A 13347-nucleotide genomic window follows, 5' to 3' on the forward strand; every position below is an offset into this window, starting at 1 on the left:
TCCGCTCTCCCCCGCGGCCACCCGGGCGGCTGTCCTTCGACGCGACTGCCCTTCGGCTCAACTTCCTTACCGGATGGCCTCTTTCAGCGTGCGGGAGCGCGCGGGACCGTCACCGCTGTGGCCATCAGGCCGCCCTTCACCGTCCAGCGCCCGTCGAAGGAGGCGACGGGTTGTCCGTCCACCACCGGCCCGGGGACCAGGAGTCGGGCGTGGAAGCGGCCGGTGAGGGCGGCGGACGGGGTGGCGCCGGGCGGGGTCGGTGCGACGGAGATGTCGATGTCCGCCTCGGAGAAGTCCAGCCACTCGCCGGTGAGGGGGAACCACGCCTTGTAGACCGACTCCTTGGCGCTGAAGAGGAGGCGGTCCCAGTGCACGGCGGGAGTCCGGGCCCGGAGGCGGGCGAGGCCGGCCGACTCGGCGGGCAGGGCGATGGTGTCGAGGACACCGGCCGGCAGGCTCTGGTGGGGCTCGGCGTCGATGCCGAGCGAGGCGAGGTCCGTGACGCGGGCGAGGGCGGCGGCGCTGAAGCCGTCGCAGTGCGTCATGCTGCCGACCAGCCCGGCCGGCCACCGCGGTGCGCCGCGCTCACCGGGCAGCACGGGGGCCGGCGGGACGCCCAGCTTCTCCATGGCGCGCCGTGCGCAGCGACGCACGGTCGCGAACTCGCGCCGCCGTTTCGCCACGGCGCGGGTCAGGAGCGCCTGCTCCTCGGGGTACAGCGGTGCGGCCTCGGTCCCGTCGTCACCGTGGCTCTCCACGGCCACCACCCACTCCGGGAGCAGCTCCTCCATCACCGGCTTTGACCTCCATCGGCAGAATGCGGCGCAGCGTGCCCGGCTGTCCCGGACGCCTGCGCCATTCTCGCGGGTAACCCACCGAGACCTCTTCGAAGCGCACGCCCTCGTGCCAGGTGGTCCGCGGGATGTGCAGATGTCCGTAGACCATGGTCTCGACGCGGAACCGGCGGTGCCAGTCGGCGGTGGCGGTGGTGCCGCACCACATGGCGAACTCGGGGTAGCGCAGGATGTCCGTCGGGTGGCGGTCCAGCGGGTAGTGGTTGACGGGGACGACGGGCAGGTCGTCGGAGAGTTCGGCGAGCCGGCGTTCGGTCTCCGCGACGCGGGCCCGGCACCAGGCCTCACGGCTCGGGTAGGGGTCGGGGTGGAGCAGGTACTCGTCGGTGCAGACGACCCCGGTCTCGTGGGCGTAGGCCAGGCCCTGGTCCTTGTCGGCGCAGCCCGCCGGCAGGAACGAGTAGTCGTAGAGCAGGAAGAGCGGGGCGACGACGGCCGGGCCGCCGGGACCTTCCCAGACGGGGTAGGGGTCCTCGGGGGTCGCGACGCCCACCTCCCGGCACAGACCGACGAGGTGGTCGTAACGGGCGACGCCCCGCAGCTGGACGGGGTCCTTCGGGTGGGTCCACAGCTCGTGGTTGCCGGGGACCCAGACGACCTTGCGGAAGCGGCCGGCGAGTGTCTCCAGGGTCCAGCGGATGTCGTCGACGATCTCGCCGATGTCCCCGGCCACCAGGAGCCAGTCGCGGTCCGTCTCCGGGTGCATCCGGTCGACTATGGCGCGGTTCTCGGGATAGCCGATGTGCAGGTCACTGATGGCGAGCAGGTTCCCGTCGCCGCCGTCGATCGGCCGCACGCGGCACCCCCGAAGAACCGTGGACATCGGACGGCAACACAAGAACACACACGGCCGCCGGGGGACAAGGAGGCACCGCTGCGGGAGGCCGGCCGGAAGATCGGTGAATCCGTAACATCCCTGTAGCAGCGGAGGGGTTCCGCGCCCCCTATGATCGCCCCAACACCACCGTCTCGAACCGGCTTTGGCCGATGGCGGCCGGGTGTACCTCCCCTACCCCTGGCCGGGCTCGGCCTGCTCCGCCGTGCCCGGAAACCGTAAAGGTGGCTTGCATGGGCTCTCGCGTACGCGTCTGGCTCAACCGCACGTACGCGGAGAACGTGTTCTTCATCGATCAGCTGCGCAGCAATCCGCAGCATCGTGCGGTCGAGGTCCATGCCACCCACGGCGACGCAGACTCCCCCGTCCTGGCCGCGGCGGACACCGCCGAGCCGGAACCGGACGGGCTGTCGCCGCGCGCCTACGTCGAGTACGCGCTCGACCTGTGCGCCCGGCGCTCGATCGACGTGTTCGTGCCGGTCCTGCACCAGGCGGCGATCGTGGCGCAGCGCGCGGAGTTCGCCGCCGTGGGCACGGCGCTGCTGGCGCCGCCCGCGGAGGCCGTCGCGGTCTTCCACGACAAGGCCACCGCGTACCAGGCGGTCGAGTCCGTGGGGGTGCCGGTGCCTCCGTGGTGGCGGGTACGCACGGAGGAGGAGCTGGTCGCCGCGGTCGAGTCGCTGGAGGCGGCGGGTCAGCGGGCCTGCTTCAAGCCGGCCGCCGGAGCGGGCGGGGTGGGCTTCCGGGTCATCACCCGCACGCCGTTCTCCCTCATGCATCTGAACGGCTTCCCCAGCGCGTACGTCCCTCTCGACCTGGTCGTGGAGGCGCTGCGCGCGGCAGAGGAGCCGGTCGACTGGCTGGTGATGCCGCACCTGGGGCAGCCCGAGGTGTCGGTGGACTGTCTGACCGGGCCCGACGGCCGGGTGCGCATGGCGATCGGGCGCACCAAGAACGGACGCCGTCGCGGCTTCACCCTGCACCCCTCCTGGATCGAGCCGGCGCGGCTGCTCGCGGAGGCGTTCGGGCTGAAGCACCTGTCGAACATCCAGTTCCGCATGTACGGCGACCAGCCGGTCCTGATGGACGTCAACACCCGTCCGGCGGGCGGGCTGCACCAGCTCGCGCAGTGCGGTGTCAACGCCCCCTGGGCGGCTGTGCAGTTGGCGTTGGGCGAGGAGACGGGCGAGATCGTCCCGCCGTTCCTCGCGCAGGACTACACGGTGGTGTCGGGTCCGCGTCCGGTGCGTCCGGTGTCACTGCCGCAGCAGCGGACGGCGGGGGACGCGGCGGTGCCCATGCTCCCGGCGGTGCCGGCCCAGCCCACGGACTCCCCGTCCGGCCCGCACGGGACGGTCGCCGCGAACGCGACGGGATCCACGGCGTCCGCGCCGGCGGGCCAGGCGAACGTCTCGGCGTCGGCGACCGGTGCCCCGGCGGGAAGCGCCGCCACGGCTCCCGCCTAGGCCGTGGCCGCGACGTGGCGCCTGCGCGGCGACGCCTGGCACGCTCCGGTGCGGCGCCGGTGAACGTGTACCCGGCCGGGCCGAGCGCTGGATCGGGTGCTGGTAGACCGGTAGCGTCCCGCCATGAGCGCTGACGGCGGGACGCGGATCCGGTCCGCGCGGGAGGCCGACGCGGCCGTGATCGCGCGCGTGCACATGGCCTCGCGGGCGGCGACCATGCCGTATCTGCCCCCGCAGAGGCGGAACCACGAGCAGGTCACCCGTTGGGTCCTGGACGTCCTGCTCGAGGAGTGCCGCGTGTGGGTCGCGGTGTGCGACGCGGAGGTGGTCGGCTACGCGGCCCTGGACGGCGACATGCTCGAACACCTCTATCTGCGCCCGGACGTCCGCCGGCGGGGCATCGGCACGCTCCTGCTCGACGAGGTGCGCCGGCACCGGCGCGACGGGGTGTCCCTCCACGTCTTCCGGCAGAACACCGACGCCCGCGCGTTCTACGAGCGGCACGGCTTCGCCGTCGTCGAGGTGAGCGACGGTGAACGCACCATGGAGAACCTGCCCGACCTGACGCTCCGCTGGACACCGGAGAGCACTCCTCGACCACTACCGTCACGCGGCGAACTCCCGTCGGCATGACGGCAGTTGATCGAACACCCTAAATCCGCTCCGCATCTTGACAGCGCGATTGGTCCATACCAACTTGGTGGCGCACCTCTCTGCACTCCCGAACACCCCATTCCCCAGGGAGATCGCGTGCGCATCAGACAGCTCAGACGCTCCAGACATCGCCTCCTCGCCCTCCTCGGCACGGCCGCGCTGGCCCTCGCCGGGGCCGTCGCCCTGCCGGGTACGGCACAGGCGGCCAACATCCTGACCAACCCCGGCTTCGAGACGGGCAGCCTCTCCCCCTGGTCCTGCTCCGGCAACCTGGGCTCCATCGTCTCCAGCCCGGTGCACGGGGGCTCCAAAGCCCTTGCCGGGGCCGTGAGTTCGAGCGACAACGCGCAGTGCACCCAGACGGTGTCGGTGCAGCCGAACACGACGTACAGCCTCAAGGGCTGGGTCCGCGGCAGTTACGTCTACCTCGGCGTCGACGGCGGCGCCTCCACCTGGACGTCGTCCCCGTCCGCGTACAGCCAGCTCAGCGTCTCCTTCACCACCGGCGCCTCGCAGACCAGCGCGAAGATCTACGTGCACGGCTGGTACGCGCAGGGCACCTACTACGCCGACGACATCAGCCTGGACGGTCCCGGTGGTGGCGGTGGATCCGACACACAGGCGCCGACCGCGCCCACCGGTCTGACCTCGACCGGCAAGACCTCCTCCAGCGTGTCGCTGTCGTGGGCCGCGTCGAGCGACAACGTCGGCGTCACCGCGTACGACATCTACAGCGGCTCCAACCAGCTGCTCAGCGTGTCGGGCACCAGCGCGACCGTCAGCGGGCTGTCCGCCTCCACCGCCTACACCTTCACCGTCAAGGCGCGGGACGCGGCCGGGAACACCTCCGGCGCCTCCAACTCCGTGAGCGTCACGACGAACGCGGGCGGTGGCGGCGGCACCGGCTTCAAGCAGGCCGCGCCCTACCTGTACGAGGGCTGGGGCGACCCGCCCAACCCGACCACGGTGATGAACGCGACCGGCGTCAAGTGGTTCACGATGGCGTTCGTCCTGGACTCCGGTGGCTGCACGCCCAGTTGGGACAGCAGCCGGCCGCTGACCGGCGGGGTCGACCAGACCGCCATCAACCAGATCCGCTCCGCGGGCGGTGACATCGTGCCGTCGTTCGGTGGCTGGCAGGGCAGCAAGCTCGGGGCCAACTGCTCCTCGGCGAGCGCACTCGCCGGCGCGCTGCAGAAGGTGATCGACGCCTACGGCCTCAAGGCGATCGACATGGACATCGAGAACACCGACGAGTTCGAGAACGAGGCCGTCCAGGCGAAGATCCTGACCGCGCTGAAGACCGTCAAGGCCAACAACCCCGGCCTCAGGACGATCGTCACGTTCGGCACCTCGACGACCGGCCCGACCTACTACGGCAACCGGCTCATCGAGCAGGCGCAGTCCCTGAACGCCAACATCGACGTCTTCACCATCATGCCGTTCGACTTCGGCGGCGGCTCCGACATGTACGGCAACACGGTCAACGCGGCCGAGGGGCTGAAGACCAAGCTGAAGTCGACCTTCGGCTGGGACGACGCGACGGCCTACTCGCACATCGGCATCTCCGGCATGAACGGCCTGTCCGACCAGCAGGAGAACACGACGCCTGCCATCTGGACGCAGATCCGCGACTGGTCGAACACCCGCCACATCGCCCGGCTCGCCTACTGGTCGGTCAACCGCGACCGGTCCTGCCCCGGGGGCGGCGTGGTGAGCAACTGCTCCGGCATCAGCCAGAGCACCTGGCAGTTCACCTCGATCACGGCCGGCTTCACGGGCTGAGGCCGACAGCGGGCCCGCGGGGCGTCCTCGCCTCGCGGGCCCGCCGGACAGCGCGACGACGCGACGGGCCGCCCGGATCTCCGAGCGGCCCGTCGCGTTACGCTCCCCGCACGACCGGCGTCAGCAGAAAGGCCCGCGGTGACCAGCACGCTCTCCGAGGGGGACACCCCGCCCCGCGCCCGACTGGGCAGTTGGCCCACTGCCCTCGAACCGGCTCCCCGGCTCGCGGCGGCGCTCGGCCTCCGCCCCGACGACCTGTGGGTCAAACGCGACGACCTGACCGGTCCGGGCGGCGGCGGCAACAAGATCCGCAAGCTGGAGTGGACCTGCGGCGCGGCCCTCGCCGACGGCGCCACCGTGCTGGTGACGACCGGTGCGGCGCAGTCCAACCACGCCCGGCTGACGGCGGCCGCGGGCGCCCGGCTGGGCCTGCGCGTCGTCCTCGTCCTCGCGGGCCCGCCTCCGGAGTCCGGGCCCTCCGGCGCCCCCGCGAACACCGCCTCGGGCAACCTCGCGCTCGACGGCCTCCTCGGCGCCCGGGTCGTCTGGGAGGGCGACCGCACCCGCCTCGCGGCACGGGCGGAGCAGGTGGCGGAGGAGCTGCGGGCGGCCGGAGAGGTCCCGGCGCTGATCCCCTTCGGCGGTTCCAGCCCGCTGGGCGCCCGCGGCTACGCCGAGTGCGCGAACGAGATCATCGACCAGGCACCGGACGTGGCGAGCGTGGTCGTCGCGCTCGGGTCGGGCGGCACGATGGCGGGGCTCGTCGCCGGGCTGGGCGACGAGCGGGTCCTCGGCGTGCACGTCGGCGCCGTCGACGAGCCCGCCCGGACCGTCGCGGACCTGGTGTCGCGGCTGTGCGGCAGGCCCTGCGACCCGCGCGCGCTCAGGGTGCGCCACGACCAGGTCGGGGCGGGCTACGCCACGCTCACCGAGCCGGTCATGAACGCCCTGACCCTGGCCGCGCGCACGGAGGGCATCGTCCTCGACCCGATCTACACCGGCCGGGCCCTGGCCGGGCTGGCCGCCGCCGTCACGGACGGCGACATCACCCCCGGGCAGCGCACCGTGTTCCTGCACACCGGCGGCCTGCCCGGCTTCTTCGGCCACCCCACGGCGGTCACCCGCGCGGAGGCGGGGCTGCGCGGCCTTCCGGACGACCCCACGGCACCCTAGCCAAGTCCCTGACGCCGGAGGGGCGTCGGACGTGGGATGCCGACGGCGCCGGCTACGTGAGATAGCCCAGGCCCGGGTGCACGGCCGTGTAGCCGTCGACCAGGGCCCGGGCCACGTTCACGGAGTCCACGAGCGGGTGCAGGGCGAAGGCCTTCACCGCGGTCGTGCGGGAGCCGGACGCGGCGGCGGAGAGCACCTCGCGCTCGACGGCCTTGACCGCGCACACCAGGCCGGTGGCGTGGCCGGGCAGCGGGTCGACGGCGACGGGGTGGGCGCCGTTCGCGTCGACCAGGCAGGGCACCTCGATGACGGCCTCGCTGTCGAGGGCCGCGAGCGTCCCCCGGTTGCGGACGTTGAGGATCAGGGTGGTGCGCTCGTCGCGGGCGATGGCCCGCATCAGGGCGAGCGCCACCTTCTCGTAGCCGCCCGACAGGTCGTCCGCGTCCCGTTCGCCGGCGCCGGCCGCGTCCCTGTTCTCCGCCATGTAGGTGGCCTCGCGCTCGGCGCGCGTCCGGTCCCAGGCGCTCAGGGCGGCGGCGTCCGGTCGCTTCATCTCGTCGTAGAAACCGGCCTGTTGGTCGCGAAGGAACGCCCCGCGGGTCCGGTCGGCCTGCTGGTAGGCGCGGACGGTCTCGCGGTTGAAGTAGTAGTAGTGCAGGTACTCGTTGGGGATCGCGCCGAGCGACCGGAGCCACTCGGTGCCGAAGAGCTTCCCCTCCTCGAAGGAACCGAGCAGGGCGGGATCGGCGAGCAGGCGCGGGAGTTCGTCACGGCCCGCGACGCGCAGACCCCGTACCCAGCCGAGGTGGTTGAGCCCGACGTAGTCGATGAACGCCTCGCGCGGATCGGCGCCGAGGACCCGGGCGATCCGGCGGCCGAGGCCCACCGGCGAGTCGCAGATCCCGATCACCCGGTCGCCGAGGTGGCGGGACATGGCCTCGGTGACCAGGCCCGCCGGGTTGGTGAAGTTGATGACCCAGGCGTCGGGCGCCAGGCGGGCCACGCGCCGCGCGATGTCGTCGGCGACGGGCACGGTCCGCAGGCCGTAGGCGATGCCTCCGGCGCCGACCGTCTCCTGGCCGAGGACGCCCAGGTCGAGGGCGACCCGCTCGTCGGCGGCGCGTCCCTCCAGGCCGCCGACCCGGATCGCGGAGAACACGAAGTCGGCGCCGCGCAGGGCCTCGTCGAGGTCGGTGGTGACCGTCACCTCCGGCGCGTCGGGCACGTCCGCCGCCTGCTCGGCGAGGACCCGGGCCACGGCGGAGAGCCGGTCCGCGTCGAGGTCGTGCAGCACGACCTGGGTGACGCGGCCCTCGGCGCGGTCACCGAGGAGCGCCCCGTGGACGAGCGGGACACGGAATCCGCCGCCGCCGAGAATGGTCAGCCTCACGCAAGTACCACCTTCGCAGTTCGTCCGGGGCCACGGGCCGCGCGGCGAGGGTCACGCCACGGCCGCCCGGACGCCCGTTCCTTCCCGGGCGGACCGCGTCACCGGGCCAGGGGCTCCCGCGTCGTCCCACGTCACACGTCCCGGCCCCGTGGCCGGTGTCGTCGCTCCGCCGGCACGCCGTGAACAGTACTCGGCGCGGTCCGGCTTTCCCCGCAGCGCCGTGGGCGCGGTCCCCGGACACCGCCTATCCGCTCGGAGCGGTCCCCACAAGTGGTCCTGGGCCCTACGCGTGGCCGGGCGCCCCGTGATTCCATTCCAGCCCGGTGTCCGTCGCGCTGTGGAAGGTTGCTGATGAAACGTCAACTACTGTCATTGGTAGGGCTGTTGAGCGCGTTTTCGCTCGGCCTGGGTTCGTCGGCCGCGGCGTCCGGCGCGCCCGTGTGGACCGAGGCCGGCACCTCGTACGTCGACTCGCTGAGCGGCGGACAGGGCCTGGCGAGCCGGGCGGACGGGTCGCTGCTGCACCGCGGGCTGCTCAGCATCCCCCTCGGCCTGCGGATCAAGGGCTGGAACCACGTGGGCGACCCCGACATCGCCCAGGGCAACGTGTTCGACGCCTACCAGGGGCCCGACTCCGCGACGACGAAGATGTTCGCGGTCACCACCCCCGCCGGGAAGCGCTACGAGTACGTCCACCGGCTCGACCCGGGCGAGAAGCTGAACAACTCCTTCGCCACGGTGTCGCCGGACGGACAGTGGCTGGTGTCGGGCGAGTGGGGCGACCAGGACCGGCTCCAGGTGTTCCCGGCCCCGCTGCTGAACCCGTCGACCCCGCGCACCGGCGGCGCCCTGCCGCAGGCCGGTCCGATCACGCTCGACAGACCCGTCCGCGACATCCAGGGCTGCGACTTCGTCGACGCCACCCGGCTGCTGTGCGCCTCGGACGACGGTTCGCGCGCCCTGTTCCCGGAGGACCGGCCGCTGCTCCAGGTCGACCTGGAGCACGCGGTGGACGGCCGCCCCGTCACGGGGCACGTCACCAGTCTCCTCGCCCTGCCGCAACGCGGGGTGTGCGACGGGACGTACGAGGCGGAGGGCGTCGACTACGACACGGCGAGCGGGACACTGCGCGCCCAGGTCGTCCAGCCGGGCGTGTGCGCCGTCGCGACCTCCGTGTACGCGTACCGGCTGCGGTAGCCGGGGCGGGCCGGCGGCGCGGGGCGGGCGGCCCGGGGCGGGCGGTCCGGGGCGGGCGGTCCGGGGCGGGCGGTCAGACGTAGAACCGGGACAGGCTCTGGAGGACGGCGGCGGGTTTGCCGCCGCCGTCGGTCTCCACCGTGCCGTCGACGGCGATCTGCACCCCGCCGGGCACGTCCTCGACCGAGGCGAGCCGCGCGGCCAGCCGGATGCGTGAGCCTGCCTTCACGGGCGCGGGAAAACGCACCTTGTTCAGCCCGTAGTTGACTTTCGTGGTCACGCCCTCGACGTCGAGGAGCGAGGTGAAGAGGGGGATGAAGAGGGACAGGGTCAGATGACCGTGGGCGATGGGGGCGCCGAACGGGCCCGCCTTCGCGCGCTCCGGATCGACGTGGATCCACTGGTGGTCGCCGGTGGCGTCGGCGAAGGTGTCGATCCGCTCCTGGGTGACCTCGATCCAGTCGCTGGTGCCGAGGTCGCGCCCGACGAGGGCGCGGAGTTCGTCGAGGCCGTTCACGGTGATGCTCATGCGTCTTCCTTAGGGGGTGCCGTAGCGGGTACGGACGCGGGACTTGAGGAGCTTTCCGGAGGCGGTGCGGGGCAGTTCGTCGGTGACGACCACCGATTTCGGGATCTTGTAGCGGGCGAGACTGCCGGCGAGCGAGGCGAGGACCTCGTCCGGGTCCAGCTCGGCGCCGTCGCGGGGGACGACGACGGCGCGGGGCACCTCGCCCCAACGGGAGTCGGCGACTCCGATCACGGCGCACTCGGCGATGCCGGGGTGGGCGAGCAGGAGGTCCTCGATCTCGGCGGGATAGATGTTCTCCCCACCGGAGATGATCATGTCCTTGAGGCGGTCCACTATGAAGACGTAGCCGTCGTCGTCGACGCGGGCGGCGTCCCCGCTGCGGAACCATCCGTCGCTGAAGACGGCCGCCGTCTCCTCGGGCAGGCCCCAGTAGCCGGGCATGACGTGCGGTCCGCGCACGACGACCTCCCCCGTCTCGCCGGCGCCGACGGGTGTCAGGTCCGGCCGGACCACGCGGACGTCGCTGAAGAAGTGCGGCACGCCCGCCGATCCTGCCTTCTCGACGGCGTGCTCCGCGTCGAGGAAGAGGGTGCCGGGGGCGGCCTCGGTCATGCCGTACCCCTGGAGGAAGGTCAGCCCTCGTCGCTGGTAGGCGGCGATGAGCGGAGTCGGTACGGGTGAGCCGCCGCAGGTGAGGATGCGCAGTGAGGACAGGTCGGCGTCGGCCCAGCGCGGGTGCCGGGCCACCCGGTCGAACATGGTGGGTACACCGAACATGAACGTGATGCGGTGCCGTTCGACGAGGTCGAGGGTGGCGGCCGGGTCGAAGGACTCGGTGAGGACGCAGGTTCCGCCCTTGAGGATCACCGGGAGGGTGAGCATGTTCAGACCGGCCGTGTGGAACAACGGGGCGGACACCAGGGCGCGCTCGTCGGCGGTCAGGTCGTGGTCGACGAGGACGTTGACGGCGTTCCAGGTGAGGTTGCCATGGGTGAGCATCGCGCCCTTGGGGCGGCCCGTGGTGCCCGAGGTGTACATGATGATGCAGGTGTCGTCGGCGGTGACGGGCTGGTCGATCGGCTCCTCGGACGCTCCGGCGATCAACTCCTCGTAGGTCCGGCCGAGGTCGATGTACGTACGGACCTCGCCACCGCCCGGCAGCCCGGCGACCAGGCCGGTGAGGCCAGGGGCGTACACGAGGGCCCGCGCGCCGGAATCGGTGAGCTGGTGGGCGATCTCGGGTCCGGCGAGACGCGGGTTGAGCGGCACGAAGACCGCGCCGAGGACGCCCGAGGCGAACAGGGTCTCCAGGTAGGAGGGGTGGTTGGGGCCGAGATAGGCGATCCGGTCGCCGGGGCGGACACCCAGGGCACGGAGGGCGTGCGCCAGCCGGGTGCTGCGCGTGTGGAGTTCCGCGTAGTCCGTGGTGGAGTCGCCGTGGATCAGTGCGGTGCGGTGCGGGGTCTTGCGGGCCCGGCGTGCGGGCCATGACCCCAGTCCCTCGTTGCGCATCGTGGGCCCCTTACGGTGTGAGTCCGAGGAGCCGGGCCGCGTTCTCCTTGAGGATCTTCGGCCTGACCTCGTCCTTGACCGGGAGCTTCTCGAAGTCGGCGAGCCAGCGGTCCGGGGTGAGGACGGGATAGTCGGAGCCGAAGAGGACCTTGTCCTTCAGCAACGTGTTGGCGTACTGCACGAGTTGGGGCGGGAAGTACTTCGGTGACCAGCCGGAGAGGTCGATGTGCACGCCCGGTTTGTGGGTGGCGACGGCGAGGGCCTCGTCCTGCCAGGGGAACGACGGGTGCGCCAGGATGATCTTGAGGTGGGGGAAGTCGGCGGCGACGTCGTCCACGTGCAGCGGGTTGGAGTACTTGAGGCGGATCCCGCCGCCGCCCGGCACCCCGGCGCCGATGCCGGTCTGCCCGGTGTGGAAGAGGGCGATGGTGCCGGTCTCCTCGATGACCTCGTAGAGCCCGTACGCGACGGCGCGGTCGTCGGGGAAGAAGCCCTGGATGCTGGGGTGGAACTTGAAGCCCTTCACCCCGTACTCCTCGACCAGCCGCCGGGCCTGGCGCACGCCGGCCTTCCCGCGGAAGGGGTCGATGGACGCGAAGGGGATCAGTACGTCCGGGTGGGCGGCGGCCGCCTCGGCGACCTCCTCGTTCGGGACGGGCTCGGTGCCGGTGGCGGACTCGGCGTCCACGGTGAACACGACGGCGGCCATCCTCCGTTCGCGGTAGTACGCCGCCGTCTCCTCCAGGGTCGGCTTCCGTTTGCCCTCGACCTTGAAGTAGGCGCTGGAGGCGTCGTGCAGGTCGTCGCCGAGCGAGGAGTGCCCCTTGGAGGACACCTCGGCGTGGGTGTGGACGTCGATCGCGACCAGTTCGTCGAGGTTCGGAGCATGCGTCATCACGCCACCGGCAGCTTCGGCGCGGGGATGCCGACGGTCTGCGGTTCGGCGCCGAGCGTCCCCGGCCACGCGTCGGCCAGGGCCTCGGGGGTCCAGCCGCCGTCCGCGTAGGCCGCCTTGATCTCCTGCGGATGGGACCAGAGGGCGACTTTGTCACCGCCGATCCCGATGGCCTGTCCGGTGATCCCGCGGGCGGCGTCGGAGGCGAGGAAGGGAACCAGGGCCGCGCAGTCCTCGGCGGTGCCGAAGCCCTCGCCCTTGCGCAGGAAGTCCGGGAGCGGGGTGCCGTCACGCAGGGCCTCGACGTACGGCGCGAACGCCGGGATCGTCTCGGTCATGGCCGTGGCGGCGACCGGCACGATCGCGTTGACGGTGATGCCGGCGCGGCCCAGCTCCATCGACCAGGTACGGGCCATGGCGGCGACACCCGCCTTCGCCGCGGCGTAGTTCGTCTGGCCGAAGTTCCCGCGCTGTCCGGCGGGCGAGCCGACGAGGATCAGACTGCCGCCTTCCCCCTGCTCGCGCATCCGGACGGCGGCGGCACGGGCACAGGTGAAGGTGCCCTTCAGATGAGTGGTGACCACCGCGTCGAAGTCCTCGTCGGTCATCTTCCACAGGACCTTGTCCCGCAGGATGCCCGCGTTGGTGACCAGGACGTCGATCCGTCCGAACTCCCTTACGGCACGGTCGACAAGACGGCCGGCGGCCTCCGCCGTGCCGACCGCCACCACCTCCGCCACGGCCTCCCCGCCGGCCGCGGTGATGGACTTCACGGCCTGCCGGGCCACGTCCTCGTCGAGGTCGTTGACGACCACGCGGGCGCCGGCGGCGGCGAGGGCCCGGGCGTAGGCGAGTCCGAGGCCACGGCCGCTGCCGGTGACGACGGCGGCCTTGCCGGTGAGATCGATGCTGGGCACGAGAGGGTCCCTTCGATGCGGTGCGGCTTCCGAGATCGAAGCTAAGAGCAATAGTTGTCGACGTCAATAGTTGTTGAAGCCCGTTCCGTGCGGCATGCTGGTGCCGCACGTCCGAACCGCCCCGCCGGGGCCCGGCCCCA

At 72.1% G+C, this 13347-nt stretch carries 12 protein-coding genes; 5 read left to right on the top strand and 7 right to left on the bottom strand.

What is annotated here, in order from left to right:
* Positions 1-83 precede the first annotated feature (83 nt).
* Positions 84-794 carry a 4'-phosphopantetheinyl transferase family protein gene (locus tag OG406_RS08545; RefSeq protein ID WP_329185069.1) on the bottom strand — a complete coding sequence of 237 codons (711 nt, stop codon included), beginning with the start codon at positions 792-794 and terminating at the stop codon, positions 84-86.
* Positions 742-1650, bottom strand: a complete 909-nt coding sequence (locus OG406_RS08550; RefSeq protein WP_329185071.1) for a metallophosphoesterase family protein — start codon at positions 1648-1650, stop codon at positions 742-744. Before OG406_RS08550 ends, OG406_RS08545 begins: the two co-directional genes overlap by 53 nt.
* A gap of 272 nt (positions 1651-1922) precedes the next feature.
* Here OG406_RS08550 and OG406_RS08555 point away from each other — a divergent pair, with 272 nt between their 5' ends.
* From OG406_RS08555 to OG406_RS08570, 4 genes are all read left to right on the top strand, one after another.
* Positions 1923-3155 carry an ATP-grasp domain-containing protein gene (locus tag OG406_RS08555; protein WP_164371481.1) on the top strand — a complete coding sequence of 411 codons (1233 nt, stop codon included), beginning with the start codon at positions 1923-1925 and terminating at the stop codon, positions 3153-3155.
* 123 nt (positions 3156-3278) lie between these two features.
* Positions 3279-3788, top strand: a complete 510-nt coding sequence (locus OG406_RS08560) for a GNAT family N-acetyltransferase (RefSeq protein WP_329185074.1) — start codon at positions 3279-3281, stop codon at positions 3786-3788.
* Positions 3789-3905: 117 nt separating this feature from the next.
* Positions 3906-5594, top strand: a complete 1689-nt coding sequence (locus tag OG406_RS08565) for a carbohydrate binding domain-containing protein (RefSeq protein WP_443067059.1) — start codon at positions 3906-3908, stop codon at positions 5592-5594.
* 138 nt (positions 5595-5732) lie between these two features.
* On the top strand, positions 5733-6767 hold the full coding sequence (locus tag OG406_RS08570; protein WP_329185076.1) for a D-cysteine desulfhydrase family protein: 1035 nt from the start codon (positions 5733-5735) through the stop codon (positions 6765-6767).
* 52 nt (positions 6768-6819) lie between these two features.
* On the opposite strand, the gene OG406_RS08575 is transcribed toward OG406_RS08570, so the two are convergent.
* Positions 6820-8157, bottom strand: a complete 1338-nt coding sequence (locus tag OG406_RS08575) for a 6-phospho-beta-glucosidase (RefSeq protein ID WP_266617535.1) — start codon at positions 8155-8157, stop codon at positions 6820-6822.
* A gap of 351 nt (positions 8158-8508) precedes the next feature.
* On the opposite strand from OG406_RS08575, the gene OG406_RS08580 reads away from it, so the two are divergent.
* Positions 8509-9354, top strand: coding sequence for a hypothetical protein (locus tag OG406_RS08580; RefSeq protein ID WP_329185079.1), 846 nt, complete (start codon positions 8509-8511; stop codon positions 9352-9354).
* A 73-nt stretch (positions 9355-9427) separates the two neighbouring features.
* On the opposite strand, the gene OG406_RS08585 is transcribed toward OG406_RS08580, so the two are convergent.
* Genes OG406_RS08585 through OG406_RS08600 form a run of 4 tightly spaced genes read right to left on the bottom strand, consistent with a single transcriptional unit; the run spans position 9428 to position 13207 of the window.
* On the bottom strand, positions 9428-9883 hold the full coding sequence (locus OG406_RS08585) for a MaoC family dehydratase (RefSeq protein ID WP_329185081.1): 456 nt from the start codon (positions 9881-9883) through the stop codon (positions 9428-9430).
* Between the two features lie 9 nt (positions 9884-9892).
* Positions 9893-11395 carry an acyl-CoA synthetase gene (locus OG406_RS08590; protein WP_329185083.1) on the bottom strand — a complete coding sequence of 501 codons (1503 nt, stop codon included), beginning with the start codon at positions 11393-11395 and terminating at the stop codon, positions 9893-9895.
* A gap of 10 nt (positions 11396-11405) precedes the next feature.
* Positions 11406-12290 (bottom strand): amidohydrolase family protein, encoded by an 885-nt coding sequence (locus OG406_RS08595; protein ID WP_266851367.1) that lies wholly within the window; start codon positions 12288-12290, stop codon positions 11406-11408.
* The gene (locus OG406_RS08600) at positions 12290-13207 is read right to left on the bottom strand and encodes an SDR family NAD(P)-dependent oxidoreductase (RefSeq protein ID WP_329185086.1); all 918 of its coding nucleotides are present in this window, start codon (positions 13205-13207) and stop codon (positions 12290-12292) included. Before OG406_RS08600 ends, OG406_RS08595 begins: the two co-directional genes overlap by 1 nt.
* Positions 13208-13347 lie beyond the last annotated feature (140 nt).

It is taken from the genome of Streptomyces sp. NBC_01428 (assembly GCF_036231965.1).
Classification (GTDB): Bacteria; Actinomycetota; Actinomycetes; order Streptomycetales; family Streptomycetaceae; genus Streptomyces.

Bases quoted from the DNA above. Each gene is read 5' to 3' on its own strand.
- OG406_RS08555 (WP_164371481.1), top strand. From the start codon at position 1,923: ATGGGCTCTCGCGTACGCGTCTGGCTCAACCGCACGTACGCGGAGAAC.
- OG406_RS08590 (WP_329185083.1), bottom strand. From the start codon at position 11,395: ATGCGCAACGAGGGACTGGGGTCATGGCCCGCACGCCGGGCCCGCAAG.
- OG406_RS08560 (WP_329185074.1), top strand. From the start codon at position 3,279: ATGAGCGCTGACGGCGGGACGCGGATCCGGTCCGCGCGGGAGGCCGAC.
- OG406_RS08585 (WP_329185081.1), bottom strand. From the start codon at position 9,883: ATGAGCATCACCGTGAACGGCCTCGACGAACTCCGCGCCCTCGTCGGG.
- OG406_RS08580 (WP_329185079.1), top strand. From the start codon at position 8,509: ATGAAACGTCAACTACTGTCATTGGTAGGGCTGTTGAGCGCGTTTTCG.
- OG406_RS08595 (WP_266851367.1), bottom strand. From the start codon at position 12,290: ATGACGCATGCTCCGAACCTCGACGAACTGGTCGCGATCGACGTCCAC.